We start from the raw sequence: 21,543 nt of genomic DNA, 5'->3' as shown, positions 1-21,543 counted from the left end.
GCAGCCGGACGTCAGTCCAGCTTGCTGAGAAGGTCAAGCATCTCGTCTGGGATTTGTTCGTCGACGGTCTTCTGATACGCCTGGCGCAGGGCCGAGCCCGCATCTTTCTCCACACCCTTTTGCGGCGTCGGGGAAGGCGTCTTCTTCGTCTTGTTGCCCAAACTCAAAATATCCCCCTGCATGACCCACTAGCGGGGCAACCGACGCAATGGCAGGCCCGGGCGCCGCCGTGGGCGAAACGCCAAAGCCATAGTTGATGTGCCGATGAAACCAAATTCGATCTTGTTGGTTCCCGCAGAGATACGAAAATTCCATATGGGTGTGATCGCTCACGGCGCCGCATTCGGGATTTCCGGTAACGGCATTGAAAACGGCTGCGGGGCCCAGCACATGAGTACCCGCGAACACCTCAGGGAGTGATTATTACCCATGTCGCTTGGACAGCAGCTTGCGCCCCATCTTCCCTTTCTGCGGCGCTATGGCCGGGCCCTGACCGGCAGCCAGATGCACGGCGACAAATATGTTCGCGCGACGCTGGAGGCGATCGTCGCGGCGCCGGACCAGTTCCCGCGCGACGTCGATCCGCGTCTTGGCCTGTACCGCATGTTCCAGGGCATCTGGTCGTCGGCCAATTATGACGAACTGGACAATGACGGTGTCGATGCCGACGGCAACGAAGGCGTGGCGCGCGCGCGTCTCGCCCGGATGACGCCGCTGTCGCGCCAGGCGTTGCTGCTGACCGCGATGGAGGGCTTCACGCCCGAGGACGCGGCCTATCTGATCGACGTCGAGCCGAGCGAGGTCGAGAATCTCGTCTCCGAGGCGCTGGCCGAAATCGAGAAGCAGACCCGTGCGCGCGTGCTGATCATCGAGGACGAGCCGATCATCGCGATGGATATCGAGACGATCGTGCGCGACCTGGGCCATGAAGTGACCGGCGTCGCCGTGACCCGCGACGAGGCCGTCGCGCTGGCGATGGAGGATCGTCCGGGGCTGGTGCTCGCCGACATCCAGCTGGCCGACGACAGCTCAGGCATCGACGCGGTCAAGGACATCCTGGCCGAGTTCGAGGTGCCGGTGATCTTCATCACCGCCTTCCCCGAGCGTCTGCTGACCGGCGAGCGGCCCGAGCCGACCTTCCTGATCACCAAGCCGTTCCAGCGGTCGACGGTGAAGGCGGCGATCAGCCAGGCGCTGTTCTTCGATCAGAGCACGGTCCCGGCGGAGTAAGCACGGGCAAAAGAATTTCGGTTACGGACCCAAAACGGTTTGGAGGCGTTAGGCTGACATGGTTGATCCCCAGAAACCCATCCATGTCAGCAAGCAGGACGCCCGGGCAGGATCGACGCCGCACGTCACGCGGTACATCCTGCCCATATCGTTGGTGCTGGTGATCGTGATCTTTGCCTATCTGGTGCTGCGCTGACCCAGGGAGCCTTGAATAAATCTCGGGCTTGGCTGGCCAATGCCATTCAGCCGTCTTACATTTTGAGCCGACCGCCGGGACGGTCGACTCCGACGATCGGATTTTCATGACGCAGCCACTGACGCGGGACGAAATCGAGGCCGACGCACCCGTCGAGCACATCGCCCTGCCCGATTCCGAGTTCAAGTCCGAGCTGGCGCGTGTCATTCCCCATCTTCGCGCCTTTGGCCGCTCGCTGTCGGGCAGCCGGGATCTGGCCGACGATCTGGTTCAGGAAACGCTGCTGAAGGCCTGGGCGGCGCGCAAGCGCTTTCAGGCGGGCACCAATATGCGCGCCTGGACCTTCATCATCCTGCGCAACCTCTATCTCTCGCAGATGCGCCGCGCGCGCTTCAAGGGCGAGTGGGACGATCTGGTCGCTGACCGCATCCTGGCGGCCCCCGCCAGCCAAGACCGCCATGTCGAGCTCGGCGATATGCAGCGTGCGCTGATGCATCTGCCCCAGCCGCAGCGCGAGGCACTGATCCTGGTGGGCGCCGGCGGCTTCGCCTATGAGGAAGCCGCCGAAATATGCAATGTCGCGGTGGGCACGATCAAGAGCCGCGTCGCACGCGGCCGCGTCGCGCTGGAGGCGATCCTGACCGAGGGTTCGCTGCCCTCGCGCCGTCTGCACGAAACGGACAGCAGCAAGACCGCGCTGGACAGTATCATGGGCGATGTCGACCAGTTGAGCGGCGGGCGGTAAGCGCTCTCGCATCCTTTATCCTCACGAACGGCCGTCCCGATTTCCACCGGGGCGGCTTTTTTGTGTCGGAGGTGTTCGGCTTGACAGGGTTTGCGTGACCTTGTCCGGTCCGGTCGTGCGCACACTGGCTCTGATCTTTTCTGTTTTTCTGCTGACAGCGGCCACGCCGCCGATCCCGGACGTCCTGAAGCCCTATATCAAGGGGGATCGCTTTGATCCGGGCGATTACAAATGGATGAAGGGGCGTTTCCCGGATGCGACGCCCGAAGAAAAGGCACAGGATAAGCAGGTGCGGGATTGGCTGAAAGCTCCTATATGGATGCCCTTGCCAAGACGCGTACAGAACTTTGCGGGCTCGGCGTTGCTCATCCCCAATTGACCGGTGCGCCTGTCGGCGACTTCGTCTACGCGCAGGTGGCCTCGGCGCTCGACACCTCGCATTGGTCGAGTTTCGCTGCCTTCCGGCACTCGCTCGAAACGGCCGTGTCGATCGCGGACACCTATTTGATCGCGGTGGAGGCGGCCAAGGAGATTGGTGCTTCCAGAACAGCCAAGCTTCACGATCTGCTGATGGCGCGCCCGATGGGTGAGCAGATGCTGCGCTACTCCGCCACGTGGGGGTCGGGTAGCATGGCCAACGCACCCGCCGTTCCCGAGCCGGTAAAGGCGATCATCCTGTCGCGCCTGATGACGGCACGACGGGTTGAGGATTTCAGAAACACCGAATGGCTCAAGACCATCTTCGCCGTTCAGGGGTGGCCGAAGCGTTCGGAGGTTGGCGACGATGCGGCCCGTCAGGCTTGGCTGTTGGTCCAACATGCCGATGCCGACCCGGCGTTCCAGCTCCGTGTGCTTCGCGCCAAGGAGCCGCTCGTCCCGAGCGGCGAAGTGTCGAAGGGGGACTATGCCTAATCTCTACGACCGTGTGATGCTGAAGATCACTGGCAAGCAGCGTTATGCGACCCAAGCGATGTGCGATAACGGCCAGCGAGTGTATCAGCCGCTTGAGGATGAAAAGACGGTGGACCGTTTGCGTGCAGAAGTCGGTCTTTCACCCGTGGCAGGCTATCTGGCAGGGATGGATAAAAGCTATGACCGTTGCCCACCCGGCCAGCGGCTATAATCGTTCAAAGTCGGTGCGACCGCCGATCCAGTCGTGCCAGCAACTTCACCCATTGATCGGGCAGCCGTAGCGGGCGCGAGAACGCCGAACGCAGCGCGCAGCCGATATCGTCCGTACGCTGTGGCGCGCGGACGATATGGACGTCGCTGTTGCCGTGTTCGGTGCTCATCATGTTTCTATAACGGGTGAGGGATTGACAAGTTTCTAAAATTATGAAGCGGTGGTATTAAGCCTTTCTAAAGCCTTTGTCCTGCGCGCGTCGGCCGATTAGGAATGGGCAATGATCGCCACGCCCCCTACCGCCCTGATCGACGCCGTCACCCGCGCGCGCGCCTATTCGCCTTTCCTGGGGATGCTGCTCGACCGGGAGCCGGGGATCGAGGCGGCGGCGCGGGAGGGGCGCTTGCCCGATCCGCCGCTGCTCGACCCCAATCTGCCGGCGGGCATGGCCCTGCGACGCGAGCGGCGGGCCTTGGCGTTGACGGTTGCGCTCGGGGATTTGTCGGGGGTCTATGACCTGACGGCGGTGACGCGGCGGCTGACCGACTTCGCCGATGCCGCGCTCGACCGGGCGATCCGCGCCGCGATTTTGGAGCGCACGCCCGATGCCGAGCCGGTCGGCTTCGCCGCGATCGCGCTGGGCAAGCAGGGCAGTCGCGAGCTGAACTATTCCTCGGACATCGATCCCATCCTGATCTTCGATCCGCTGACCTTGCCGCGCCGTCCGCGCGAGGAGCCCGAGGAAGCGGCGGTGCGGATCGGCAAGCGGGTGGTCGAACTGCTCCAGGCGCGCGATGGGGAGGGCTATGTGCTGCGCGTCGACCTGCGGCTGCGGCCCTCGCCCGAGGCGACGCCGATCGCGATTCCCGTCGAAGGCGCGATCGCCTATTATGAGAGCCAGGCGCTGACCTGGGAGCGCGCGGCCTTCATCAAGGCGCGCGCGGCCGCGGGGGATATGGCGCTGGGACAGCGGTTCCTCGATGCGATCCGGCCTTTCGTCTGGCGACGTGCGCTCGACTTCGGCGCGGTCGGCGAAATCCGCGACCTGACCCGGCGTATCCGCGACCATCATGCACAGGGCCAGGCGCTGGGGCCGGGCTATGATCTGAAGCGCGGGCGCGGCGGCATTCGCGAGATCGAGTTCTTCGCGCAAATCCACCAGCTGATCCATGGCGGCCGTGACCCGGCGCTACGGGTGCCGGCGACACGCGACGCGCTGACCCGGCTGGCCGAGGCCGGGCGGATCGATGCGGGCGACGCGGCGGCGCTCTGCGCGGCCTATGAGACGCTGCGCACCATCGAGCACCGGGTGCAGATGATCGACGATCGCCAGACTCACCAACTGCCCAAGGGCGACGGGCTGAACCGGGTGGCGCATCTGCACGGGATGGCGGACGGCGCGGCGCTGGTGGCGATGCTGGCACCGGTGACCGAACAGGTCGGCCGCCTTTATGACGCGCTCGACGCCGATGAGCGGCCGCGCCTGCCGCATGATCCGGTGTTGCTCCACGCGCGACTGGAGGCGGCGGGGCTGCGAGACATCGAGGCGGCGGCGCGGCGGATCGCGGCCTGGCGTGGCGGCGATTACCCCGCGCTGCGCAGCGCGGCGGCGCGCGAGGCGCTGGATGCCGTCCTGCCGACCCTGGTCGAGGCGTTGGGGGAGGCCCCCGATCCCGATGCCGCGCTGCTGAAGCTCGATTCGCTGTTCGAGCGGATCACGAGTGCGATCAACATCTTCCGCCTGCTGGAAGCGCGGCCCGCACTGGCGCATCTGACGGTCGCGATCCTCAGCCACGCCGCGCCACTGGCCGCCGAACTGGCAAGGCGTCCGGCGCTGCTCGACGGGTTGATCGACGCTTCGGCCTTCGAGCCCTTGCCGGCGGTCCGCTTCCTCGAGCGGGCGATGCGCGGCGGCGAGGCGGGGCAGGATTATCAGGACCGGCTGGACCATGTCCGCCGGGTGGTCGGCGAACTCCGCTTCGCGCTGGGCGCGCAGATCGTGGCGGGGCGCGCCGATCCGCTGGAGGTGGCGGGTGGCTATGCGCGGGTGGCGGAGGCGGCGATCGGCGTGCTGGCGCAGGCGACGGTCGATGAATTCACCGCCGCGCATGGCCGAGTGCCGGACAGTGAGCTGATCATCCTGGCGCTCGGCCGGATGGGCGGCGCGGCGCTGACCCATGCCTCCGACCTCGACCTCGTCTATCTTTTCACCGGCGATTTTGCGGCCGAGTCCGATGGCCCCAAGCCGCTCGGCGCGACGCTTTACTATAATCGTCTGGCGCAGCGGGTGACGGCGGCGCTGTCGGTGCCGACCCAGGCGGGGCCGCTCTATCCGGTCGACACCCGGTTGCGTCCCTCGGGCACGCAGGGGCCGCTGGTCGTGTCGATCGAGAGTTTCGCACGTTATCAACGCGAAGATGCCTGGACCTGGGAGCATATGGCACTCACCCGCGCACGGCCGGTCTTCGGATCGGAGGGAGCGCGCGCCTCGGTCACCGCGATCATCGCCGAGGTGCTGGACGGCGCCCGCCCGCCCCGCGACATCGCGACCGAAGCAGGCGAGATGCGGGCCGAGATGGCGCGGCATAAGCCGCCGCAGGGGCCGCTCGACGTCAAGCTGCTGCCCGGTGGTCTGGTCGATCTGGAGTTCGCGGTGCACCGGACCCAGCTGATCGCGCGGACCGGGTTCGACCCCGATCTGGGGCGCGCCATCGCGCGGCTGGTCGAGCGAGGGCTGATGCCCGCTGGCATGGTGCAGGCGCATGACGTGCTGACCCGTGCGCTCGTCGCCTTCCGCCTGCTGATTCCCGATGGGCAGGAGCCGGCACCGGCCACCCGCCCGCTGATCGCACGCGCCATGGGCGTGGCCGACTGGGACGCGGTGGTTGAAACGCTGGAAGCGACGCGGCAGGAGGTGACGCGGGTCTGGCAAGGAGAGTGAGCGATGGAACAGGGTGATGCGATCCCGGCGGTGACGGTGACGACCCCGGATGGCGGCGCGCTGGCGCTCGGCGATCTGGCGGGGCCGCTCGTCGTCTATTTCTACCCCAAGGACGACACCAGCGGCTGCACGCGCGAGGCACAGGACTTCACCGCGCTGGCCACCGATTTCCGCGCGGCGGGCGTGCGGGTCATCGGCATCTCCAAGGACAGCCCCGCCAGGCATCAGAAGTTCGCGGCGAAATATGACCTGACGGTCGAGCTCGCCAGCGACGAGGATGGTGCGGCGTGCGAGGCGTTCGGCGTCTGGGGCGAGAAGAAGCTGTACGGCAAGACCTATATGGGCATCGAGCGCGCGACCTTCCTGTTCGATCGCGAAGGCCGGTTGGCGACCAGTTGGCGCAAGGTGAAGGTGCCCGGCCATGCGCAGGCCGTGCTGGAGGCGGCGCGCACGCTTTGACGACGATCGCCCAGGCCTGCGCGGACGTTCTGCGCGAGAGCGATCCGCTGACCAAGGTCCGGCGGGCGCGGGCGGTCGCGCGCGCCTGGCGGCGTGGCACGCTGGCGCATGAATTCGACACGGCCATGCCCGATGCGCCGGGACGGCCCGCGCGTCCCGAATTGCTGCCCCCTAATCGCATGCCCAAGCGCGGACGCGGGGGATCGGAAAAGGGACGGATCGCGCTCCTCCATGCGCTGGCGCATATCGAGTTCGCCGCGATCGACCTGGCCTTCGATGCCGCCGGGCGGTTCGGCGCGCAATTCCCGCGCACCTTCGTCGACGACTGGATTTCGGTCGGCGCCGATGAGGCGATGCATTTCGCCGTGCTCCACCGGCGGCTGCGCACACTGGGGTCGGGTTATGGCGAGTTGCCCGCCCATGCCGGCCTATGGGAAGCGGCGGAGGAAACCGCGCATGACGCCATGGCGCGGCTGGCCGTCGTGCCGATGGTGCTGGAGGCGCGCGGGCTGGACGTGACGCCGGAGACGGTGGCCCGCTTCAAGGCGGGGGGCGACGAAGCCTCGGCGCGCATCCTCCACCGCATCTATACCGACGAGATTCGCCATGTCGGATTCGGCGCGAAATGGTTCGGCTATCTGGCCGCCGGGCAGGACATCGACCCGGCGGAACAGTGGCGGATGCTGGTCCGCCGCCATTTCCGGGGCGTCGTTAAGCCACCGTTGAACGACTCGGCGCGCGCGACAGCCGGTCTGACGCGAGACTTCTATGCGCCTCTTGCCGACATGGAACCCGAACAGGCACAAGCTGAGCGTCTGTAACGCGGTGGGGCTGCGAAACAGGATTGGATGGACGAAGGCCGGCAATCCCGACTGTGGGGGCGCTTGGCAGCAAGGTGTCGGGGTTCGATGAAGCAGCTTGTGATTTCGGGTAAATCGATTGCCTCGCGTCTTCGGACTCTCTGTTTCACCACCGCCATTATCGGCCTGGGCACGCAGGGCGCATTCGCCGCCTCCTCACCCGCACCGGCCCCCAAGGCGCCGCATCAGGGCTCGGCAGCGGTCGGCGGCGAATTCATCCCCGCCAGCAGCACCGAGGCATCCGCCGACTTCCGCGCCGACCAGCAGTTCCGCACGCTGTTCCAAAGTTGGAAGAAGATGGACGGGGTGCAGAAGGGCGTGATCGCCATTCCCTCGGTCCAGCCGGTCGACAAGCTCCAGTTCACCAGCAATTTCGGCATCCGCTCCGACCCGTTCCGCGGCACCGCCGCGATGCATGCCGGTGTCGACATCCCCGGCCCCATCGGCACCCCCATCTACGCCACCGCCGACGGCATCGTCAGCCATTCGGGCTGGCAGGGCGGCTATGGCAACCTGGTCGAGATCAACCATGGCAAGGGCATCGCGACCCGCTATGGCCATCTGTCGAAGCTGCTGGTGGCCGATGGCGCCAAGGTGACGCGCGGCCAGCTGATCGCGCTGATGGGTTCGACCGGCCGTTCGACCGGCTCGCACCTCCATTATGAGGTCCGCATGGACGGCCATGCCGTCAATCCCGTGCCGTTCCTGACCACCGGCGACTATCTGATGGCGTCGCAGGACCACAGCATCCACCAGATCCCGGTATCGACCGACGGTCCCGCCGCGCAGGACTGATCGCGGCACCGATCCCGGCCGGATCGACATTCCTCTCATTCCTCCCCTGAAAGGGGGGCAGGCCGCAGGCCTGACGGAGGGGTATGCCGGTCTACGGAATGGGATCGCTTCCGCGTGATCGGGGACACCCCTCCACCATCATTCGAATAGTCCCAGCTCCCCTTGCAGGGGCGGAATGGACGGAATGTCGATCCGTCCCAGCGCTGCCCCATGGGATTGCCGCCCGCCGCGCCCGCGCCTATCTGAGCCATATGGCCACCAGCATTTCCGAAATCGCGCTGACCCCGGCCGCTGCGGCTCGCGTCGCGGCGATCGCCGAGCGGCAGAACAAGCCCGCCATCCTGCGTCTCTCGGTCGAAGGCGGCGGCTGTTCGGGCTTTCAATATAAATTCGGGTTGGCCGACACGCCCGCCGATGACGACATGATCGCCGAGACCGATGGCGTCCGGCTGGTCGTCGACAGCATCAGCCTGGACCTCGTCCGCGGCGCGCAGGTCGATTATGTCGAATCGCTGGGCGGCGCTGCCTTCCGCGTGACCAATCCCAACGCGGCTTCGGGCTGCGGTTGCGGCACCAGCTTCGCGGTCTGACGTGAAGATCACCACCTACAACATCAACGGGATCAAGGCCCGTCTGCCGCGCCTGCTCGAATATCTGGCGGAGGCGGATGCCGATATCGTCTGTCTTCAGGAGTTGAAGACCAGTGACGAGACCTTCCCGGTGGCGGACATCGAGGCGGCGGGGTACGGCGTCGTCTGGCACGGCCAGAAGAGCTGGAACGGCGTCGCGGTGCTGGCGCGGGGCACCCAGCCGGTCGAGCGGCAGCGAGGCCTCGCCGGCGAGGTCGAAGACGAGCATAGCCGCTATCTCGAATGTGAGGTCAACGGCCTGGTCGTCGCCTCGCTCTACCTGCCCAATGGCAATCCGCGCCCAGGGCCGAAATTCGATTACAAGCTGCGCTGGATGGAGCGGTTGGCGGCGCGGGCACGCGAATTGCTCGCGGAGGAAGTGCCGGCGGTGCTGGCGGGCGACTATAACGTTATCCCCAATGACGACGATACCTTCTCGGTGCCCGCCATGGCCAGCGATGCACTGATGCAGCCCGAGAGCCGTCAGGCTTATCGCCGGCTGCTGGCGCAGGGGTGGACCGACTCGCTGCGCACCCGCGCGCCCAAGGGCGGGGTGTGGACCTTCTGGGACTACCAGGCCGGCTCGTGGCAGCGTGATGCCGGGTTCCGGATCGATCACCTGCTGCTCAGCCCGCAGGCGGCGGACCGGCTGGTCGATGCCGGCGTCGACAAAAGCTATCGCGGGCGGGAAAAGGCCAGCGACCATGCTCCAACCTGGGTGAAATTGCGCGACGCCTGAGGGGCTTAGGCGTGTACTCATCCCTCCCCTTTAGGGGAGGGGCCGGGGGTGGGGCGCTTCCACGGGTGCAGGTTTCGTCGATAGGCCCCACCCCAACCCCTCCCCTGAAGGGGAGGGGCTTTGGAGCGCCGATTCAATATCCGACCTCAGGTCTGAAACCTCCACGGCATTGAAAAATGCCGTCGTTGGTAGCCCGGCCGTTCGGGTCATTCACCCATCATTGGCGCAACAACCCAATGGTTGGGTGATCTCACCACCCTCTAAAAAGTGAAAACAACGCAAATACAGCGTCCTAACTGTATGGCATGACTAATGCAGTAACGCACCTGTCGGACACGCTCCGACGCAAAAGGGAGTTACCACCATGCTGATTTCGCTGCTGATCGCCTCGACCCTTTCCTCCGCCGCGCCGGACCCGGCGACGGCCGCCGCCCCGGTGGCGCCGCAGCCCCAGGCCGGCCGCTTCGTCGATGCTGCCAGCGTCATCGCCAGCCTGCCGCCCGCCACGCGGCTGTGCGTCGTCGACCGGCTGACCGGTTCGCGTATCCCGGTGAAGGTCTGCCACACCGCCGACGAATGGATCGCGCGCGATGGCGCGGTGCCGACCGGCAAGATCAAGCGCAACTGAGCCGCAGGACAGGAGACACGCCATGATGTTCATCGCCATGCTCGCCGCCCTCAGCCAGCCGGTCGCTCTGCCCCGCGATGGCGAGGCCAAGCCCGCCACCATGACAGCGGCGGTCGCGACCGTCGCCCCGGCCAAGACCAAGCCGGTCCGCTATTGCTTCAACGATGTCGAGGAGGACCACATTCTGCGCGGCAAGGTCTGCCGGACGCGCGCCCAGTGGCTGTGGCGCAATATCGATCCGCTCGACTATCTCAACCAGAAGAAGAAGTGAGGGCCGACAGGGCAGGGGCCGCACTATGGCGGCCCCGCCCGTGAGGGTCATCAGGTCAGATCGCGCGCATAGACGTTGTAGGTCTTGTTGACCCGGCTGTTGATCGTCTCGGCGATCGAGCGCATTCCCTGATTGTCGTCGAGAATCCAGCCGATTTCTCCGCGCGATGCGCCATATTTGGTGACCGAGGCGCGGCGGATATATTCGATCATCATGAAGGCCAGCTGGCTGGCCATGCGCGACGACTGCAATTCCTTGACCACGCCCATCAGCGGCACGCGCATCGTCCGCACCTTGGGCGCGCGCAGCCAGAGCAGCAGCTTGGCCCAGCCGAAGGGCAGCAGGCTGCCCTTTAACGGCTTGATCGCCTCGTTCAGGTCGGGAAGGGTGATCATGAAGGCGACCGGCTTGCCGTCCAGTTCGGCGATGCGGATCAGGTCGTTGAACACGATCGGCTTCAGCTTGACGCCAACATCCTTGATCTCGGGCGGGGTCAGCGGGATGAAGCCCCAGTTATCGGACCAGGCATCGTTCAGGATGCTCAGGATGATCGCGGCCTCTTCCTCGAACTTGGCCTTGTTCACCTCGCGCACGCGGATGCGCTCGTTCTTCTCCCCCGACTTGATGATGCGCTGGACGATCGGCGGGAATTCCTGCGTGATGTCCAGCTCATAGGTGAAGAGCTGCTTGATCGTCGAATAGCCGGCCGCCTCGATCCAGCCCTGATATTCGGGGCGCGCATGGCCCATCATGATCGTCGGGTCCTGATCGAAGCCCTGGACCAGCAGGCCAGGCTCTTCCCACACCGATTGCGAGACCGGACCGATCGCGCGGGTCATGCCCTGTTCGCGCAGCCAGCCCTCGGCCTTGGCGAGCAGCGCGCGGAACACGTCCTCGCGCGTGGCGTCCATCAGGCCCCAGAAACCGGTGCCCGGACCGAAGCCCTTGGACGGGTCCATTTCCAGCGCCAGCGTATCAAGATGCGCCGAAATGCGCCCGACGACCGTGCCATTCTCCTCCGCCAGGAACAGCTGCGCCTTGGCATGGCTGTACCAGCCATTCTTCTCCGGCGTGATTAGGCCCAGCGCTTCGCCCTTCAGCGGCGGGACCCAGTGCGGATCGTCGGCATAGAGCGAGAAGGGGAAGTCGACGAAGGTCTTGCGGTCGCGCTTGCCGGCGACGGGGCGAATGGAAAGGGCCATGGGTGATCGCGTCCGGGAAAGATGTATGGCCCCGTCCTAACCGGCTTGGTCGATCATAGCGAGTGAGGATTCCGTCATCCCCGGCCGTGGGAATGCCACCGTGTCGCCACTATGTGGGAGCAAAGGATAGCCCTATGGAATCGACGCTTTCTTTCCGAACCGGCCCGACGGCGGGCCATGCGGCCCCGGCGGCGCGCGTCCCGATTGCGGACGACAAGGCGATGTTGCGTGCCGCCGCCGAGATGACGCGCGACCTGATCGCGCCGCGGCCGCGCCTCTATTGGGCGGACATGGTGGGTAGCGCGCTGCTCGGCTATGCCGCGCTCGGCGTCGCGGTGACGGCGGGGTCCACGGGCGTGATCGTCGCGGCGTCGGTCGTGTCGGTGCTGGCGCTGTACCGCGCGCTGCTGTTCATCCATGAGATCAGCCATATGAAGCATTCGGCGCTGCCGGGCTTCCGCACCGGCTGGAACGCGCTGGTCGGCGTGCCGCTGCTGACACCGGCCTTCATGTATGAGGGCGTGCACAATCTGCACCATGCCAAGACGCGCTACGGCACCGCCGACGATCCCGAATATCTGCCGCTGGCGCTGATGAAGCCATGGACGCTGCCGGTGTTCATCCTGGTGTCGGCGCTGGCGCCGCTCGGTCTGCTGATCCGGTTCGCGATCCTGTCGCCCTTGTCCTGGGTGGTGCCGGGTCTGCGCAAGATCGTGGTCGAGCGCTATTCGGCGCTGGCGATCAATCCGCAATTTCGTCGCCGCATGCCCGAGGGCGAGGCACTGACGCTGTTCAACCGCACCGATGCGGCCGCCTCGATCTGGGCGATGGCACTGGTGGCGATGGTCGCGACCGGCGTCATCCCGCTGCGCGGTTTCGCGATCGGCTTCGCGATCGGGTCGGCCGTCGCGGTGCTAAACCAGGTTCGCACGCTGGTCGCGCATCTCTGGGAGAATGACGGCGAGCCGATGACGGTGACCGCGCAGTATCTCGACTCGGTCAACGTCCCGCCGCCCTCGCTGCTGCCGGGTCTGTGGGCGCCGGTGGGCCTGCGCTATCATGCGCTCCACCATCTGCTGCCGTCGCTGCCCTATCATGCGCTGGGCGAGGCGCATCGCCGGATCAGCGCGGCGGTGACGCCGGAATCGCCCTATCACAAGGCGAGCTACAAGGGCCTGCCGGGGCTGGTCGCCAAGATCGGCCTGAGCACGATCCGTCGGGGGAAGTGAACTACCTCCGTTCAGCCTGAGCGTAGTCGAAGGCCACGGGACTCGGTCCGCCAAGAGGCGATGTCCGGGGCGTGCACTTCGACTTCGCTCAGTGCGAACGGAAGGTGGTGTTCGGGGCGGGCGTCAAATCGCCAACCCATATCCCATACCTTCCATACCCGTTCTGTCTGACCAGGTCGCCGAAGCCAGTCGTCTAAGAATGTGAAGGCGAGGCAGGGCTCGAGGCGTCGGGCCAAGCACCCCAAGCCCCGTTCACACTGAGCGAAGTCGAAGTGCACGGGCGAACCCAGCGGCTAGGCCGGCCTTCGACGACGCTCAGGCTGAACGGCATACGGGGTTTACCCCCTCACTCCTCCGTCCGGAACAGCACCGCTTCACCGATCAGCAGGAACAGCAAAATCGGCGCCCAGGCGGCGAGGAAGGGCGGGTAGGCACCCAGATCGCCCATCGCCATCGAGAAATTGTCCGCCACGAAAAAGGCGAAGCCCAGCGCCATGCCGATCACGGCGCGGACGAACAGCTTGCCCGAGCGTGCGATGCCGAACGCGGCGACCGCGCCCAGCAGCGGCATCAGCACCGCCGACATGGGCGCGGACAATTTGTGCCAGAGCGATCCCTCCAGCGTCTTGGTCGGCCGCCCCGCCTCGCGCAGGTCGTCGATCGCGTTCGACAGCCCCTTGAACGACAGGCCGTCGGCATTGACGCTGGCGAGCGTCAGCTGTTCGGGCGTCACGCCACGCCCGATGATCATCGACGGAACCGATGTCAGCTTGCCCGAGGCGACCTCGAATCGGGTGGCCGGGCCGATCTGCCAACCATCGCCCGAGCGGCGCCCACGCGGCGCGCGGATGATCGCCTGCAGGCTGCCGCTGCCCTTGCGGTCGTACAGCGTCACGCCGCCCAGCTGGGTGTTGCCGCCGCGCCCCTGCACCAGATTGACCGAGATCAGATCGTCGCCGTCGCGCACCCACACGTTGGAGCGGTCGCCGCTGTCGATCGGGATGGGGCCATATTCGACCTTTTGCCACGCGCTCAGCGTCGCGGTGGCGCGCGGCACGATCCGATCGTTGAAGGCGAAGCTCAGCACCGCCACGCCCGCGCTGGCCACGAGCAGCGGTGCCAGCACCTGATGCGCCGAGAGGCCGGCGGCCTTCAGCGCGATGACCTCCGAATTCTGGTTCATCGTGAAGAAGGTCAGGATGGTGCCGAGCAGCACCGAGAAGGGGAGGATGAAGGCGATGATCTGCGGCGCGCGCAGCGAGACATAGCGCCACACCTGCGCCTCGCCATTGCCGGGCGCCGCCAGGATCGATCCGGACTCGCTCAGGATGTCGAGCGCCTGCAACACGATGACCAGCGCGAACAGGATCGCGAAGGTGCGCAGCAGGAACATCTTGGCCATGTAGATGGCGATGGTCCGCGACGGGAAGATGCTCGACAGGCTCATGCGGTATAGGCCTTCTTGCGGCGGCGGCCGGGCAGCAGGCGACCGATCAGCTTGGCCAGCTTGGCGAAGCCGCGCTCCAGCACGCCGATCGGCTGGCCACCGGGCACATAGGCGGTGACATAATACATCCAGAATACCAGTCCGGCGAAGATCGCGAACGGCACCCATAGCGCGATCAGCGGATCGACCCGGCCGAGCGCGCCGATGTCGGCGGCATATTGGTTCACCTTGTGATAGGTGACCAGCATCACGATCGACAGGAACACGCCCAGCGCCGAGGTCGATCGCTTGGGTGGGATGCCCAGCGATACCGCCAGCAGCGGCAGCAGGAACATCGTCACCACCTCGACCAGGCGGAAGTGGAATTCGGCCCGGCTGCCGGCGCGCGCCTCCGCACTCTGCGCCTCCTGCCCGTGGCGGGCAAGCTCGGGCAGGGTGAACTCCAGGTCGCGGCCGCCGCGCTGACGGAAATTATCGAACTTGGGCAGGTCGATCGGCAGGTCGTGGCTGGAGAAGGTCAGCACGCGCGGCGCGCGGAATTCGGGCCGATTGTGGATCAGCGTGCCGTTGGTCAGGCGGAAGATGATGACGTTGGGATCGTCGGTCGCCAGGAAGCGCCCGCGCTCGGCGGTCACGCCGATCCAGTCGCCCTTCGACGTATTGGCATGGACGAAGATGCCCGACAGGTCACGGCCATTGTCGCGGCTTTCCTCGATACGTAGCGTCATGCGGTCGCCCAGATGGGTGAACTCGCCGACCTTGATCGACGCGCCCAGCGCACCGGTGCGCAGCTCGTAGCGCAGCCCTTCGTAATAATAGCGCGCGACCGGCTGGACATAGCCGACGATCGCCAGGTTCAGCGCGGCGAGCACGATCGCGTACATGTACGGCACGCGCAGCAGCCGCGTATAGCTCATGCCGACGCCGCGCATCACGTCCAGCTCGGACGAAGTGGCCAGCCGGCGGAAGGCGAGCAGGATGCCCAGCATCAGCCCGATCGGGATGCCGAGACCAAGATATTCGGGCAGCAGGTTGGCGAGCATCCGCCACACCACGCTGATTGGCCCGCCCTCGGTCGCGACGAATTCGAACAGGCGGCGGATGCGGTCGAGCACCAGCAGCATGGCGGCGATGATCAGCGTCGCGAACAGCGGCAACGCGATCAGCCTGGCCATGTAGCGATCGATGGATTTCATGCGGGGGACATCACTCGCGCGATAAAACGGCCATGGCTATACGAGGCGGGGCAGGGCGCGTCACCCCTTGTTTGCGAAGGATTCCCTTGGCCTTCGACTTCGCTCAGGCTGAACGGAGGTTTGGGCACAGGCCTTCAATACAACAGCCGTTCAGCCTGAGCGAAGTCGAAGGCCACGCCCACACCTCAAGCCGCCGCGCAAACCGGCCCTTCGGCTCGCTTCAGCGCCGCCGCGACCGCGCGTTCCAGCCCCATCAGCGTGAAGGGCTTGCGCAACACCTCATGCCCCTCGAACCCTGTCGCCTGCGCGTCGCCGGCAAAGCCCGTGACGAACAGCACCGCGACATCCGGATAGCGCGGACGCAGGCTGGCGATCAGTTCGGGGCCGGTCTGGTGCGGCATCAGCACGTCCGACACGATCAGGCGAATGCCGGGATGACGCGCCAGCAGCCCTTCGGCCTCGCGCGGATCGTTGCAGGGCACCGGATCATGCCCCAGCTCCTGCAAAGCCCCCATGGTCGCGGCGAGCACGCGCGGATCATCCTCGACCAGCAGGATGCGCAGGCCGCCCGCATCCTCCGGAACCGCCTCGGGTGCGGCCGCCTCGACGGGGGCGGGGGCCGGCATCGCCGCGACATGGCGCGGGAAATAGAGATGGACGGTCGTGCCCGCGCCCGGCGCGGTGCGGATGGTGACGTCGCCGCCCATCTGGCCGACCAGCCCGAAAATCTGGCTGAGCCCAAGGCCGGTGCCCTTGCCGGCGGGCTTGGTGGTGAAGAACGGCTCGAACACGCGCTCGGCCACCTCCGACGTCATGCCCGCGCCGGTATCGGCGACCGAGATGACGGCATAGTCGCCCGCACCCGCGCGGGGCAGTTCGTTGGGCGTCACTCGCGCCTCGGCGGTACGGATGGTCAGCTCGCCGCGCCCGTCCATCGCGTCGCGCGCGTTGACCGCGAGGTTCAGGATGGCATTTTCCATCTGGGTACGATCGCCGAAGATCGTCCAGTTGCTGGTCCGGTCCTCGACCGTCACCTTCACCCCGTCACCCAGCGTCCGGTCGAGCAGGTCGCGCATGCCCGTTACCAGCTGGCGAGGATGCAGCGCTTCCGGGGTCAGCGCCTCTTCGCGGCTGAACATCAGCAGGCGGCGGGTCAACGCGGCGGCGCGATGCGCGCCCTCGGTCGCGCTGTCGAGATGGCGATGGGTGTCCTCGGGCGCGCTCGCCCGCTTCGCCAGTTCGAGTCCGCCCAGCACGACCGCCAGCATATTGTTGAAATCATGCGCGATGCCACCCGTCAGCTGGCCGAGCGCGTCCATCTTCTGGACCTGGCGCAGCTTGGCTTCCTGAACCTTCAGTTCCTCGGTCGCGGCCTCGACCGCGCTGGCCAGTTCCTCGGCGCGGGCGCGTTCGGCATGCGCCTCGGCACGGGCTTCGGCGCGCTCGCCTTCGGCGCGGATGATCATCCAGGCAAGGAAGATGCCGCCGATCGCCAGCGCGACGCCGAACAGCGCCAGCCCGCCGGCCAGTCGGTTGGATCGCTCCACCGTGGCGCTGGCATCCGCGCTGCGCTGTTCGAGCAAGGTACGCTCGCCGCCGATCAGCGCGTTGAGCGTCTGGTTGATCTGGAGAAGCGCATCGGCCTGCCGCGCCGCATAATATAGCGAATAGGCCTGACGGTCGCGGTGATAGGTGGTCGATAGCGCGATGCTGGACAGTTCGTCGCCGCGCGCATCATAGGCGGTACGGAGCCGGTCGACAAAGGCCTGCTGACGCGGATTTTCGATCAGCTGGTCCAGCCGGTCGAGCTGCGCGCCGGCCAGCGACCATTCCTCCGAATAGAGCTGGCCCAGCTTGCGGTCGCCGGAAATGACGTAACGGCCGAGCGACGCCTCCGACCGGGCGATCGTGCCGGCCAGCGTCCGCGCCAGGATCATCACGTCATAGCTGCGGCTTTGCAGTTCGAGAGCGCGGTCGCGTTCGTGATTGGCGTGGCCCAGCGTGACGATGAGCAGGACGAGGGTCGCCGCGCCGGCCACCGCCATCGCGATCAGTGCGAAGGTCCGCCAACGGCCGACCCCTCCCAGATCCTGCTGCTCGATCACGCCCGCGACGCTATCGCAACGATCGGACAATGCAAAGCCGCAGGCTTCGACTTATCCGATGACGCCGACCGCCTTGCCCGCCGCCTGGAACATGCCCAGCACCGTCCGGATCTGTTCGGGCGTATGCTCGGCGCAGATCGAACAGCGCAGCAGATAGGTGCCCGCCGGGGTCGCCGGGGGGCGCGCCATGTTGACGTACAGACCACCGTCCAGCAGCGCCTGCCACATGATGACCGCCTGCTCCTGATCCTCCAGGATGACCGCGACGATCGCGCTGTAGCAATGCTCGGTGCCCAGCTTGAAGCCCAGCTCCGTCAGCCCGCTGTGCAGCGCGCGGGCGTTCGACCACAGCCGCTCGCGCTTGTCATGCGCGGTCATCAGCTTGCGGATCGAGGTGGTCGCGGTGGCGACGACCGACGGCGGCAGCGAGGCGGTGAAGATATAGGGACGGCAGGCGAGGCGCACCGCCTCGAACTTCGGATGGTTGGACACGACGAAGCCGCCGACCGTGCCGACCGACTTGGAGAAGGTGCCGACGATGAAATCGACCTGGCCTTCCAGCCCCTGTGCCTCGTACACGCCGCGCCCGTTGGGGCCGAAGAAGCCCATCGAATGCGCCTCGTCGACCAGCACCATCGCGCCATGCTTCTTGGCGACGGCGACCATCTCCTTCAGCGGGGCGATGTCGCCCAGCATGGAATAGACGCCCTCCAGCACGACCAGTTTGGCGGGTTCCTTCGGCAGGCGGCCCAGCCGCTTGTCGAGATCCTCGACCGAATTGTGGCGGAAGCGGACGATCTCGGCATTGCCCTGCTGGCAACCGTCATAGATCGACGCATGGCTGTCGGCGTCGAGAATGACATACTCGCCCTTGCCCGCCAGCGTCGAGATGATGCCCAGGTTCGCCATATAGCCGGTCGAAAACACGATCGCGCCGGTCATGCCGTAGAAGTCGCGCAGCGCCTGTTCGACTTCCATATGGTCGTGGAAGGTGCCGTTGAGCATCCGGCTGCCATTGGTGCCCGAGCCGAACTTCTCCAGCGCTTCCTTGCCTGCCGCGATGACGTCGGCGTCGAAGGTCATGCCCATATAGTTGTAGGTGCCGAGCAGGATCGTGTCCTTGCCGCGGATCACCGCCTCGGTGGGCGACTTTACCTGTTCCATCACGATCGCGAAGGGATCGGTGACGCCGGAATCGAGCAGCGCCTGCCGCTCGGCGATCAGGCCGTCGAACTTGGACAGCAGGTCGCGCTCGGGTGCGATTTCGGGCGCATCGGCGGGCAGGGCATGGGGCTGGGCGGCGGCTTCGGTCATGGCAGGGTCCGTCTCGGGCGCTTCGGGATCAGGCTTGCTTCAGCTTTTCGACCGCGTCGACCAGCTGGCCGACATTCTCGATCTCCGCCTGCATGTTCATCGTGATGATAATGTCGAACTCGTCCTCGATCGCGGCGACGAAATCCATCACGGTCAGGCTGTCCCACTCCAGGTCGCCCTGGAAGGTGGTCGCCTCGGTCAGTTCCACACCCTTTTTGTTGAAGGGCGCGATCTGGGCCGCGACGATGTCGAAAATGGCTTGGCGGTCGCTCATGATGATCCTTTCAGTCGGGCGCCCAGTGGCACCCAAATGCGGCGGCTTTTCGGCCGCGATATGTTCGCTGCTATAGCAAGCCGTTGGCGCGATACCACCGTGCCGTGTCGGCCAATCCCTTGGTGAGCGGAACGGCGGGCTCCCATAGCGCCGGGTCGGGGCGCAAAGCGGGGTCGGCGGTCCAGTCGGGGTGACAAAGATAGCCGACCCGGTCGGGGGTCAGCTTGGCACCCTTGCCCCGCAACTTGCGATCGATCTTCGCGCCCACGCTCAGCAGAGCTTTAGGCAGATGCAGCGTCATCACCCGCCGACCCACCGCTGCACCCATGGCGGCGGCGAGTTCGGCATGGGTCAGCACCTGCCCGTCATCGACCTCCAGCACCGCGCGGGGGCCATCGGTCGCGACGAGCGTCGTCAGCAACCGCGCGAAATCCTCGACAGCGATCAGTGATAGCTTGCCCGGAGGCGGCATGAAGGCGAGGCCGAGCTTGGCGGTGCGGAACACATCGAGCCATTCGGCGTCATGCGGGCCGTAGATGCCGCTAGGCCGGACGATGGTCCAGTCGAGGCCGCTCTCGGTCACCACATCCTCGGCCTGGCGCTTGGACCAGCCATAGACGGACAGTTCGGGCTCGCGCGCCGACAGCGAGGAGACATGGACGAAGCGTCGGATACCCGCCGCCTTGGCCGCCGCGACCATCGCGCGGGTGCCGTCGATGTTGCCCGCTACGAAGCCGTCGCGGTCGGGCGCGCTGACCACGCCCGCGATATGGAGCACCGCGTCGGCACCCTCGACCAGCGTGGCGAGGCTGTCGGGCTTGTCGAGCGCACCCGCGATCCAGGTGATGCCGGCGCGCGACGGCTGGGCGCGGCGGGTGAGCGCGCGCAAGGACAGCCCCGCACCAGCGGCACGGTCCACCACCGCGCGACCGACGAAGCCGGTCGCTCCCGTCACGGCGACGATCATAGCAGGGCCAGATGGTTGCGATGGATCAGCGCGGCGCGCGGCGCATGACCCAATATGTCGGCCTGCTGATCCGAGCGCGTGCCGATCAGCGCGCGCGCCTCGGTCGAATCGTATTCGCTCAGGCCCCGTGCGATGGTGCCGTTCGGCCCCTCGACGGTGACGAGGTCGCCGCGTGCGAAATGGCCCTGCACGGCGGTCGCGCCGGCCGCGAGCAGGCTGCCACCCTCGGCCAGCGCCTTGGCCGCGCCCGCATCGACCTGAATCGCCCCGCGCGCGGTCAGGCCGCCCGCCAGCCACGCCTTGCGGGCGGGGGCGCTCTTCTCGGCGACGAAGATGGTGTGGCGGGCAGGGGTCGACAGCGGATGGTCGATCCGCCCCGAGGCGATGGCCAGGTGCGCGCCCGCACTCACCGCGATGCGCGCGGCGGCGATCTTCGACACCATGCCACCCGATCCCATGCCGGAAGCGGAGCCGCCATCGGCCATGCCGCTGACCGCGTCGATTCGCTCGACCCGCTCGATATGGTGCGCATCGGGGTTGGTGTGCGGGTTGCTGTCGTACAGGCCATCGACGTCGGAGAGCAGCAGCACGCCGTTCGCGCCCGCCGCTTGCCCCACGCGTGCGGCGAGCCGGTCATTGTCGCCGAAGCGGATTTCCTCGGTGGCGACGCTGTCATTCTCGTTGATGACCGGCACCACACCCAGGCCCAGCAGCCGGTTCAGCGTGGCCGCGGCATTCAGGTAGCGGCGGCGATCCTCCAGATCGTCGAGCGTCACCAGCATCTGCGCCGCGGTCAGGTTTTCGGCGTGGAGCAGTTCGGCCCAGGCCTGGCTCAGCGCGATCTGCCCGGTCGCGGCGGCGGCCTGCGCATCCTCCAGGCTGGCGCGGCCGCCCTTGGGCAGGCCCAGGCGACGCGCGCCGAGCGCGATCGCGCCCGAGGAGACGATCGCGATCTGCTGGCCGTCCCGCACGCGCGCGGCGATGTCGGCGACGAGACCGGTCAGCCATTCGCGACGGACCTCGCCCTCGGGTGTGACCAGGAGGGCCGAGCCGACCTTGACGATCAGCCGCTGGCAGGTGGTGGGGGGGAAGATCATTGTAGGGTTGGGTCCAGCCACGCGCGGCCCTCCCCCATCCCCTCCCGCTTGCGGGAGGGGCGTGTTTGGGGCGAGCGGCCCGCCAAGTATCGCTCC

General features: G+C 66.6%; 25 protein-coding genes. 15 read left to right on the top strand and 10 right to left on the bottom strand.

Features of this window, described 5'->3' with window-relative positions; translation table 11 throughout:
* Positions 1-11: 11 nt before the first annotated feature.
* On the bottom strand, positions 12-182 hold the full coding sequence (locus tag GGR48_RS09645) for a NepR family anti-sigma factor (RefSeq protein ID WP_240456184.1): 171 nt from the start codon (positions 180-182) through the stop codon (positions 12-14).
* A 247-nt stretch (positions 183-429) separates the two neighbouring features.
* On the opposite strand from GGR48_RS09645, the gene GGR48_RS09640 reads away from it, so the two are divergent.
* The 6 genes from GGR48_RS09640 to GGR48_RS09615 all read left to right on the top strand — a co-directional run bounded on the left by GGR48_RS09640 (position 430) and on the right by GGR48_RS09615 (position 3,294).
* Positions 430-1,230, top strand: coding sequence for a response regulator (locus tag GGR48_RS09640; protein WP_183951702.1), 801 nt, complete (start codon positions 430-432; stop codon positions 1,228-1,230).
* Between the two features lie 58 nt (positions 1,231-1,288).
* Positions 1,289-1,426, top strand: coding sequence for a hypothetical protein (locus GGR48_RS09635; protein WP_183951701.1), 138 nt, complete (start codon positions 1,289-1,291; stop codon positions 1,424-1,426).
* A 106-nt stretch (positions 1,427-1,532) separates the two neighbouring features.
* A complete protein-coding gene (locus tag GGR48_RS09630; protein ID WP_183951700.1) occupies positions 1,533-2,171 on the top strand; it encodes a sigma-70 family RNA polymerase sigma factor in 639 nt (212 codons plus the stop codon).
* A 94-nt stretch (positions 2,172-2,265) separates the two neighbouring features.
* Entirely contained in the window at positions 2,266-2,550 is a 285-nt protein-coding gene (locus tag GGR48_RS09625; protein ID WP_183951699.1) for a hypothetical protein, read from the top strand.
* Positions 2,487-3,083, top strand: coding sequence for a hypothetical protein (locus tag GGR48_RS09620; RefSeq protein WP_183951698.1), 597 nt, complete (start codon positions 2,487-2,489; stop codon positions 3,081-3,083). The genes GGR48_RS09625 and GGR48_RS09620 overlap by 64 nt, the downstream gene beginning before the upstream one ends.
* Entirely contained in the window at positions 3,076-3,294 is a 219-nt protein-coding gene (locus GGR48_RS09615; RefSeq protein ID WP_206362553.1) for a DUF6624 domain-containing protein, read from the top strand. Before GGR48_RS09620 ends, GGR48_RS09615 begins: the two co-directional genes overlap by 8 nt.
* Before the next feature lie 4 nt (positions 3,295-3,298).
* Here GGR48_RS09615 and GGR48_RS09610 read toward each other — a convergent pair whose 3' ends face one another.
* Positions 3,299-3,463 (bottom strand): hypothetical protein, encoded by a 165-nt coding sequence (locus GGR48_RS09610; protein WP_183951696.1) that lies wholly within the window; start codon positions 3,461-3,463, stop codon positions 3,299-3,301.
* 111 nt (positions 3,464-3,574) lie between these two features.
* Here GGR48_RS09610 and GGR48_RS09605 point away from each other — a divergent pair, with 111 nt between their 5' ends.
* The 8 genes from GGR48_RS09605 to GGR48_RS09570 all read left to right on the top strand — a co-directional run bounded on the left by GGR48_RS09605 (position 3,575) and on the right by GGR48_RS09570 (position 10,616).
* Entirely contained in the window at positions 3,575-6,235 is a 2,661-nt protein-coding gene (locus GGR48_RS09605) for a bifunctional [glutamine synthetase] adenylyltransferase/[glutamine synthetase]-adenylyl-L-tyrosine phosphorylase (RefSeq protein WP_183951695.1), read from the top strand.
* 3 nt (positions 6,236-6,238) lie between these two features.
* On the top strand, positions 6,239-6,694 hold the full coding sequence (locus GGR48_RS09600; RefSeq protein WP_183951694.1) for a peroxiredoxin: 456 nt from the start codon (positions 6,239-6,241) through the stop codon (positions 6,692-6,694).
* Positions 6,691-7,515 (top strand): ferritin-like domain-containing protein, encoded by an 825-nt coding sequence (locus GGR48_RS09595; protein ID WP_183951693.1) that lies wholly within the window; start codon positions 6,691-6,693, stop codon positions 7,513-7,515. The genes GGR48_RS09600 and GGR48_RS09595 overlap by 4 nt, the downstream gene beginning before the upstream one ends.
* 87 nt (positions 7,516-7,602) lie before the next feature.
* Entirely contained in the window at positions 7,603-8,349 is a 747-nt protein-coding gene (locus GGR48_RS09590; RefSeq protein ID WP_183951692.1) for a M23 family metallopeptidase, read from the top strand.
* 251 nt (positions 8,350-8,600) lie between these two features.
* Positions 8,601-8,939, top strand: a complete 339-nt coding sequence (gene erpA, locus GGR48_RS09585; protein ID WP_183951691.1) for an iron-sulfur cluster insertion protein ErpA — start codon at positions 8,601-8,603, stop codon at positions 8,937-8,939.
* 1 nt (position 8,940) lies between these two features.
* On the top strand, positions 8,941-9,717 hold the full coding sequence (gene xth, locus GGR48_RS09580) for an exodeoxyribonuclease III (RefSeq protein WP_183951690.1): 777 nt from the start codon (positions 8,941-8,943) through the stop codon (positions 9,715-9,717).
* Positions 9,718-10,081: 364 nt separating this feature from the next.
* Positions 10,082-10,345, top strand: a complete 264-nt coding sequence (locus tag GGR48_RS09575; protein WP_183951689.1) for a hypothetical protein — start codon at positions 10,082-10,084, stop codon at positions 10,343-10,345.
* A gap of 22 nt (positions 10,346-10,367) precedes the next feature.
* Positions 10,368-10,616 (top strand): hypothetical protein, encoded by a 249-nt coding sequence (locus GGR48_RS09570; protein WP_183951688.1) that lies wholly within the window; start codon positions 10,368-10,370, stop codon positions 10,614-10,616.
* Positions 10,617-10,666: 50 nt separating this feature from the next.
* Here GGR48_RS09570 and GGR48_RS09565 read toward each other — a convergent pair whose 3' ends face one another.
* Entirely contained in the window at positions 10,667-11,818 is a 1,152-nt protein-coding gene (locus GGR48_RS09565) for an N-acetyltransferase (protein WP_183951687.1), read from the bottom strand.
* Between the two features lie 134 nt (positions 11,819-11,952).
* Between GGR48_RS09565 and GGR48_RS09560 the strand changes: the two genes are divergently transcribed.
* Positions 11,953-13,047, top strand: a complete 1,095-nt coding sequence (locus tag GGR48_RS09560; RefSeq protein ID WP_183951686.1) for a fatty acid desaturase family protein — start codon at positions 11,953-11,955, stop codon at positions 13,045-13,047.
* A gap of 346 nt (positions 13,048-13,393) precedes the next feature.
* Here GGR48_RS09560 and lptG read toward each other — a convergent pair whose 3' ends face one another.
* The 7 genes from lptG to proB all read right to left on the bottom strand — a co-directional run bounded on the left by lptG (position 13,394) and on the right by proB (position 21,447).
* Positions 13,394-14,494, bottom strand: coding sequence for an LPS export ABC transporter permease LptG (lptG, locus tag GGR48_RS09555; RefSeq protein WP_183951685.1), 1,101 nt, complete (start codon positions 14,492-14,494; stop codon positions 13,394-13,396).
* A complete protein-coding gene (gene lptF, locus GGR48_RS09550; RefSeq protein WP_183951684.1) occupies positions 14,491-15,690 on the bottom strand; it encodes an LPS export ABC transporter permease LptF in 1,200 nt (399 codons plus the stop codon). Before lptF ends, lptG begins: the two co-directional genes overlap by 4 nt.
* Positions 15,691-15,875: 185 nt before the next feature.
* Positions 15,876-17,735, bottom strand: coding sequence for an ATP-binding protein (locus GGR48_RS09545; protein ID WP_240456221.1), 1,860 nt, complete (start codon positions 17,733-17,735; stop codon positions 15,876-15,878).
* 111 nt (positions 17,736-17,846) lie between these two features.
* A complete protein-coding gene (gene spt / locus GGR48_RS09540; protein ID WP_183951683.1) occupies positions 17,847-19,109 on the bottom strand; it encodes a serine palmitoyltransferase in 1,263 nt (420 codons plus the stop codon).
* A 28-nt stretch (positions 19,110-19,137) separates the two neighbouring features.
* On the bottom strand, positions 19,138-19,383 hold the full coding sequence (locus tag GGR48_RS09535; RefSeq protein WP_007405408.1) for an acyl carrier protein: 246 nt from the start codon (positions 19,381-19,383) through the stop codon (positions 19,138-19,140).
* A 70-nt stretch (positions 19,384-19,453) separates the two neighbouring features.
* Complete coding sequence (locus GGR48_RS09530) at positions 19,454-20,350, bottom strand: SDR family oxidoreductase (protein ID WP_183951682.1); 897 nt, start codon at positions 20,348-20,350, stop codon at positions 19,454-19,456.
* Positions 20,347-21,447 (bottom strand): glutamate 5-kinase, encoded by a 1,101-nt coding sequence (proB, locus tag GGR48_RS09525; RefSeq protein WP_183951681.1) that lies wholly within the window; start codon positions 21,445-21,447, stop codon positions 20,347-20,349. Before proB ends, GGR48_RS09530 begins: the two co-directional genes overlap by 4 nt.
* Positions 21,448-21,543: the final 96 nt, after the last annotated feature.

Origin of the sequence: Sphingomonas pseudosanguinis, assembly GCF_014196255.1 — a bacterium.
GTDB classification, from domain to species: domain Bacteria; phylum Pseudomonadota; class Alphaproteobacteria; order Sphingomonadales; family Sphingomonadaceae; genus Sphingomonas; species Sphingomonas pseudosanguinis.
This window is presented reverse-complemented; position numbering and strand designations above follow the sequence as displayed.

Excerpts from the sequence above, each read along its gene's own strand:
- GGR48_RS09535 (WP_007405408.1), bottom strand. The coding sequence starts at position 19,383 with ATGAGCGACCGCCAAGCCATTTTCGACATCGTCGCGGCCCAGATCGCG.
- GGR48_RS09615 (WP_206362553.1), top strand. The coding sequence starts at position 3,076 with ATGCCTAATCTCTACGACCGTGTGATGCTGAAGATCACTGGCAAGCAG.
- GGR48_RS09565 (WP_183951687.1), bottom strand. The coding sequence starts at position 11,818 with ATGGCCCTTTCCATTCGCCCCGTCGCCGGCAAGCGCGACCGCAAGACC.
- GGR48_RS09575 (WP_183951689.1), top strand. The coding sequence starts at position 10,082 with ATGCTGATTTCGCTGCTGATCGCCTCGACCCTTTCCTCCGCCGCGCCG.
- spt (WP_183951683.1), bottom strand. The coding sequence starts at position 19,109 with ATGACCGAAGCCGCCGCCCAGCCCCATGCCCTGCCCGCCGATGCGCCC.
- lptG (WP_183951685.1), bottom strand. The coding sequence starts at position 14,494 with ATGAGCCTGTCGAGCATCTTCCCGTCGCGGACCATCGCCATCTACATG.
- GGR48_RS09560 (WP_183951686.1), top strand. The coding sequence starts at position 11,953 with ATGGAATCGACGCTTTCTTTCCGAACCGGCCCGACGGCGGGCCATGCG.
- GGR48_RS09635 (WP_183951701.1), top strand. The coding sequence starts at position 1,289 with ATGGTTGATCCCCAGAAACCCATCCATGTCAGCAAGCAGGACGCCCGG.
- lptF (WP_183951684.1), bottom strand. The coding sequence starts at position 15,690 with ATGAAATCCATCGATCGCTACATGGCCAGGCTGATCGCGTTGCCGCTG.
- GGR48_RS09610 (WP_183951696.1), bottom strand. The coding sequence starts at position 3,463 with ATGAGCACCGAACACGGCAACAGCGACGTCCATATCGTCCGCGCGCCA.
- GGR48_RS09570 (WP_183951688.1), top strand. The coding sequence starts at position 10,368 with ATGATGTTCATCGCCATGCTCGCCGCCCTCAGCCAGCCGGTCGCTCTG.
- GGR48_RS09605 (WP_183951695.1), top strand. The coding sequence starts at position 3,575 with ATGATCGCCACGCCCCCTACCGCCCTGATCGACGCCGTCACCCGCGCG.
- erpA (WP_183951691.1), top strand. The coding sequence starts at position 8,601 with ATGGCCACCAGCATTTCCGAAATCGCGCTGACCCCGGCCGCTGCGGCT.
- GGR48_RS09640 (WP_183951702.1), top strand. The coding sequence starts at position 430 with ATGTCGCTTGGACAGCAGCTTGCGCCCCATCTTCCCTTTCTGCGGCGC.
- GGR48_RS09600 (WP_183951694.1), top strand. The coding sequence starts at position 6,239 with ATGGAACAGGGTGATGCGATCCCGGCGGTGACGGTGACGACCCCGGAT.
- GGR48_RS09630 (WP_183951700.1), top strand. The coding sequence starts at position 1,533 with ATGACGCAGCCACTGACGCGGGACGAAATCGAGGCCGACGCACCCGTC.
- GGR48_RS09645 (WP_240456184.1), bottom strand. The coding sequence starts at position 182 with ATGCAGGGGGATATTTTGAGTTTGGGCAACAAGACGAAGAAGACGCCT.
- GGR48_RS09590 (WP_183951692.1), top strand. The coding sequence starts at position 7,603 with ATGAAGCAGCTTGTGATTTCGGGTAAATCGATTGCCTCGCGTCTTCGG.
- GGR48_RS09545 (WP_240456221.1), bottom strand. The coding sequence starts at position 17,735 with ATGGCGGTGGCCGGCGCGGCGACCCTCGTCCTGCTCATCGTCACGCTG.
- GGR48_RS09620 (WP_183951698.1), top strand. The coding sequence starts at position 2,487 with ATGGATGCCCTTGCCAAGACGCGTACAGAACTTTGCGGGCTCGGCGTT.
- GGR48_RS09530 (WP_183951682.1), bottom strand. The coding sequence starts at position 20,350 with ATGATCGTCGCCGTGACGGGAGCGACCGGCTTCGTCGGTCGCGCGGTG.
- proB (WP_183951681.1), bottom strand. The coding sequence starts at position 21,447 with ATGATCTTCCCCCCCACCACCTGCCAGCGGCTGATCGTCAAGGTCGGC.